At 66.2% G+C, this 4,963-nt stretch carries 3 protein-coding genes; all 3 read right to left on the minus strand.

Annotation, left to right across the window (positions count from 1 at the left end):
- Positions 1-124 precede the first annotated feature (124 nt).
- From ACYQ1H_RS15045 to ACYQ1H_RS15055, 3 genes are read right to left on the minus strand one after another with little or no spacing between them, the layout of a single operon-like run.
- Positions 125-1,900 carry a BatD family protein gene (locus tag ACYQ1H_RS15045; RefSeq protein WP_460028861.1) on the minus strand — a complete coding sequence of 592 codons (1,776 nt, stop codon included), beginning with the start codon at positions 1,898-1,900 and terminating at the stop codon, positions 125-127.
- A 7-nt stretch (positions 1,901-1,907) separates the two neighbouring features.
- Positions 1,908-3,800, minus strand: coding sequence for a vWA domain-containing protein (locus ACYQ1H_RS15050; RefSeq protein ID WP_460028862.1), 1,893 nt, complete (start codon positions 3,798-3,800; stop codon positions 1,908-1,910).
- On the minus strand, positions 3,797-4,783 hold the full coding sequence (locus tag ACYQ1H_RS15055; protein ID WP_460028863.1) for a vWA domain-containing protein: 987 nt from the start codon (positions 4,781-4,783) through the stop codon (positions 3,797-3,799). Before ACYQ1H_RS15055 ends, ACYQ1H_RS15050 begins: the two co-directional genes overlap by 4 nt.
- Positions 4,784-4,963 lie beyond the last annotated feature (180 nt).

The following is a 4,963-nucleotide window of genomic DNA, read 5'->3' on the forward strand; positions in this document are numbered from 1 at the left end:
CTAGATCACCGATAAAAGCCAGACTTTGAAAACCATAATCCGAATTGAGACTGCCGCTCTCCCACGGCTCGAGCAACCAACAACACGCCAATTGCCTGGACCCCAGCCAATCCACACCGCCTGCTCATATAGGATTCAGTTCTTCTAGCGGCCCCGTTTCACGCCCAGCATCATGACCTGCCTTGATGCAGAAGGAGGTTTTTAAGGCGTCTAACAAGTGCCCACCCGTCCAGCCGCCAGCCGAGACCGAATATAGAGCCCTGGATAGCGCTATCATTTGTAGCCTCAGTGTCGGGTCGGCACATTGTAGTAACGCCACCCAAGGCGAAATAGCCTCTGGCCAGCGCTGCCTGGCCCATTGCTGCAGCGCTGCATGAGCGGCGCGCGGATCGTTGTTCTTGCAGGCCTGCTCCACTGACCTCAGCAGGGCCTTCTCCGATGGCACCGGGCTGCTGTTGCCGACCGCCATCCCGCGGGTTCCTGCGCGCGAGGAACGCCACCACCAGGCAAGGCCTGTCAGCAGCCAGCCGGCCCCCATGACCAGAGCCATCCAGAACCAGGGATTCTCGAAGACGGGTGGCGGCAGCTGCGACGCTGTCTCGGCGGATGGCGCGGGTGCCGGGGACTCGGGTTTTGCCACCGGCTCAACAGGTGGAGCCGCCACCTCGGCACCGGCGGCGGGCAGGATCGACAGCGTGCGCTCCGGCAGCCGCGCCACTTCCATGCGGTCGGTCACGGTATTCCACCAAGGTATTTCCACCGCCGGGAGGGCAAAGGTTCCCGGCCGTGCCGCCATCAGGGCGATCTTTTGTTCGCGCTGGCTGCGCAACCCATCCGCGCTGACCTCTTCCTGCGTCACCGGCTGATCGGGGTATTGCCTGAGATCGGCGGCAGACATCTCGCCAGCTATCAGCTCGGGCAACATGCCGACACTGGCGCCCCGGGCCTGCACGCGGATGCTGCGGGTCACCGGATCGCCTGCCGCTACCTCCAGCTTGGCGGGCGTCCAGGTCTCGCTCAAGTCGAGGCTGGCCACCGGCAACCAGTGCTTGCCGGTGAATGCCGCCGGAATCGGACGGACATTCACCGTCAGGGGATCCGAATGCAGCCGTTGCTGGCGTGCGGGAGCGCGGAAGAAAGGTCCGAACGAGGCGGCCCCCAGCTGAGCGGTCAGGTTGACCGGGCCGATGGTCAGCGGCCCGCTCTTCTGCGGAAAAACAGCGTAGCGGCGCTCGTCGACCCGGAACTGCACGCCATCCCGCAGCGTGACGTATTCCCGATCATCCTCCAGCTTGACCACCACCGCGTCGGGTACCTCGGGCTGGGCGAGGTCACCGCTAAAGGCCACCCGGCTGAGTACCCGCAGGGTCAGGATGGCCTGCGCCTGGACGTAGGGATTCTTTGGCTCGATGTCGGCCTCCAGGAAGATCCGGGCCTCGCCGCCCTGCCTGCTGCGCACGGCACCGTGGGTGACGGTGACCGCAAACGGGCGGGAGCGATCCGAGCCGAAGGCGATGGCGGGTATGTCAAGGGTACCGGCCTGCTTGGCCATGACCTGCAGCTGCCAGTTCAGGCGGCGCGTGGCGCGGCCGTTGACGATGGAAAACTGGCTGCTCTGGCTCTGGTTGAGCACTTCGAAGCGGGCCTGCAACGGCGAGAAATCCGGCTCGCCATCGGGCGACTCGTCGGCCGAGAAGGTGAGGGTGAAGGATTCGTTGACGGGCACGGGATTGCGGTCCAGGCTGACCTCGATGTTGGCCGCCCGGAGCGCCGGTGCCGTCAGCAACAGCAGCCATAGCGGCACCAGCCGCCGGAATACCGTCAACAGCGGAAGGCTCGCACCCTGCGGGCGGCTGCTGGATGATGCCGGGCGACGCCACGCGAAATCCATGAATGTCATCAATCCCTCACTGCGACGGCTGGGTCTGCTGCCGCAATCGATACTGGTAATGAAACTTGCGCTGGAGCAGACCCCCCGGATCGTCCGGTATCCGTCGCAGCCACTGGGCATCGGCCTGATCCTGCTCACTGGGCATGGCGGCCGACGTGGCCGCACCCCGGGATGCGGTCTCGGCGGAAGGCTCGGCTGCCGCCTGCGGCTGTCCCGGCGAGGCTTCCGCATCATGGGGCTCCGATGGCGCACCCGCCTGGCCGACCGGCTCACGCCCGCCGGCATCCGGCGATGGTGTATCGGCGGCGGCCCCGGTCGACCGGGAGGCATCACCGGGTGCCGCAACCTCCCCGGAGCGGTCGGCGGAGGTATCGGCCTGCGCCCCCTGGGATTGCAGTGCCTCGTCAGAAGTTTCGCCGGCAGATGGATTCTGCGCCGATGCCGGCTGGCCATCCTGCCCGGGCTGGGGCGGACTGCCCGACGCCTGGTGACCCTGCGAGGAGGCCGAATCCTGCTGCGCCTGCCGCTCCTGCTCCTGTTGCTGCTGCCGATGCAACGCTTCCTCCACCCGCTGGCGGTTGAACCGGGCATCCTCGTCGTCGGGTGCGGCCGCCAGGGCACGGTCGTAGGCCTCAAGGGCCTGCGCCCATTGGCCCTGGCGGGCGAGCGCATTGCCGCGATTGTAGTGCGCCCGCGGCTGGTCGAGCGCCTCGAGGCGCCGGGCGGACGAGGCGAAGTCACCGGCCCGGTATTCGGCCGCGGCCTTCCAGGCCGGATCGTCGAAGCGCTCGGCGGCCGCCTTCGCGTCACCGGCCGCCAGCGCCCGCTGCGCCTGCTGATCCGCGCGCAGCCAGAGATCCCGCCATTCCAGGGCGTCGGCGGCAGGCGGCAAAGGCAACAACAGCCCCAGCAGCAGCAGACTCAGCCAGCCCCGCCGGAATCCAAGCGCCGCCAGCAGCACCAGCGGCGGCAGCAACCAGATGCCGGCGTCCCGCCACTGATCCAGACGCACCGGCTGACCCGCCTGCTGTTCGGCCGCCGCGCGCCGGTCGATGAACGCCAGCAGGGCGTCCGTATCGGCCGCGGCGGCATCGAGGGTCCGGTAGACGCCGCCACCGGCCTGCGCGACATCCCAAAGCACCTTGATATCCAGCCGCGATACCCGCACACGACCCTCGCGATCCTTGAGGAAGCCGCCATCCGGCAACGGCACCGGGGCACCGTCCCGGGACCCGACGCCCAGCAACGAGACGCGATAGCCCTGGCGTCGCAACCGGGCAGCCGTCTCCCTGGCCGCCATGACCGATTCGCCCGCCGTCACCACCAGCACGTCGCCGCGTGCCTGTCCCGCCTGCGCCAGCAAGCGCGCGGCCGCGTCCAGGCCCAGCTCGAGGCGCTCGCCCTGGACCGGCATGATCCGTGGCGACAGGGCCGCGAGCTGGGCACTGACGGTCGCGGCATCGTCGGTCAGCGGCGTGACGGTGAAGGCATCGCCGGCATAGGCAACCAGGGCAACCTGGCCATCCTTACGGGCGCGCAGGAGATCATCGATCTTGTAGCGGGCCCGCTCCAGGCGGCTGGGCCGCAGATCGGTGGCCTCCATGGCCCAGGACAGATCCATGACGACGACCAGAGGCGAGAGGTTGCGGAACACGGGCGTCGGCAAGCGCTCCCAGGCCGGGCCCGCCAGCGCCAGAATGGCCAGGGTACCGGCGACGCCGGCCAGCCAGAGGGGCAGACGGGATGATGGGGAAGGGGTTCCGATCAGCACATGGAGTTGCAGGGCGGGATCGACATAGGCTGCCCAGTCCCCCGGTCCCTGGCGTCGCCGCGCCCAGTCCCACAGCAGGACCGCCAGTGGCAGAAAGGCCAGCAACCAGGCCGGGCGCAGGAAGTGGAAATCGGTCACGCGCTGGCCTGGTGTCGTCTTGCGAGATAGATCAGCCCCGACAGCAGCAGGGCGGCCCCGAGCGGCCATGGATAGAGCTCCGTGCGGGGACGATAGTAACGCTTGTCGCGCTCGATCGGCTCCAGTTCGTCCAGCAGCCGGTAAATCCCTTCCAGCTCGCGCACGTCGCGCGCCCGGAAGTAGCGTCCTCCGGTTTTTTCGGCGATACCCCGCATCGTGGGTTCGTCCAGATCCTGTGACGGGTTGACGGTCCGGCTACCGAGCAGGTCGCGTATCGTCATTTCCTCGGCGCCGATGCCGATGGTGTAGATCCTGAGCCCCGCCTTGGCCGCCAGCTCGGCCGCCTGCAGCGGGGCAATGCTGCCGGCCGTGTTGGCGCCGTCGCTCAGCAGGATCAGCACCCGCTGATCCTTGGGATTGTCCTTCAGCCGCTTCACCGCGAGACCGATGGCATCGCCGATGGCTGTCTTGTCGCCGGCAAGGCCGATCACGGATTCGTCGAGAAGGGTCCGCACGGTCTTGCGGTCGAAGGTCAGGGGCGCCTGCAAATAGGCCTTCTCGCCGAACAGGATCAGCCCGACACGGTCCCCCATCCGACGCTCGATGAATTCACCCGCGACGGCCTTGGTCGCCGTCAACCGGTCAACCTTGTGCCCCTTGAGCATGAAATCAGCGACTTCCATGCTGCCGGACAAATCGACGGCCATCATCAGATCACGCCCGCTGACACCCTGCTCGATGGGCTCGCCTTGCCAGACGGGACGGGCGGCAGCCACGATCAACAAGAACCACACCAATAGATACCCCCACCAGAATGATCTGGCAGGGCTTCCCACGAGAGAGATTAAAGCCCTATCTGAAAAGAACTCAGGGAACAATTGCAATGTCTTGCCCGTAGCAACTGGGCTGACAGGCATCAAAACACGAATCACAACCGGCAGTGGCGACAACAACACCAACAATCCCCACTCAAAAAGAAACATTTATGTGATGCCTAGCAAGGATACAAACCCTGGACCGAAGAACATGTCCAAGAGCACTTATGAGATTCCAATAAATGGAGCCTAGATACCGGGCAATGCAGTACCCACAGGTCCTCAATGTTAGAGTCTCCAGGTTTGAAGCGATACGGGATTGCCGAGAATTGGCGCACGCCAGCCAAG

It is taken from the genome of Methyloparacoccus murrellii, from assembly GCF_054657115.1.

What these genes read in the sequence shown, in the direction of transcription:
- ACYQ1H_RS15045 (WP_460028861.1), bottom strand. Translation starts at nt 1,900, where the DNA reads ATGACATTCATGGATTTCGCGTGGCGTCGCCCGGCATCATCCAGCAGC.
- ACYQ1H_RS15055 (WP_460028863.1), bottom strand. Translation starts at nt 4,783, where the DNA reads ATGTTTCTTTTTGAGTGGGGATTGTTGGTGTTGTTGTCGCCACTGCCG.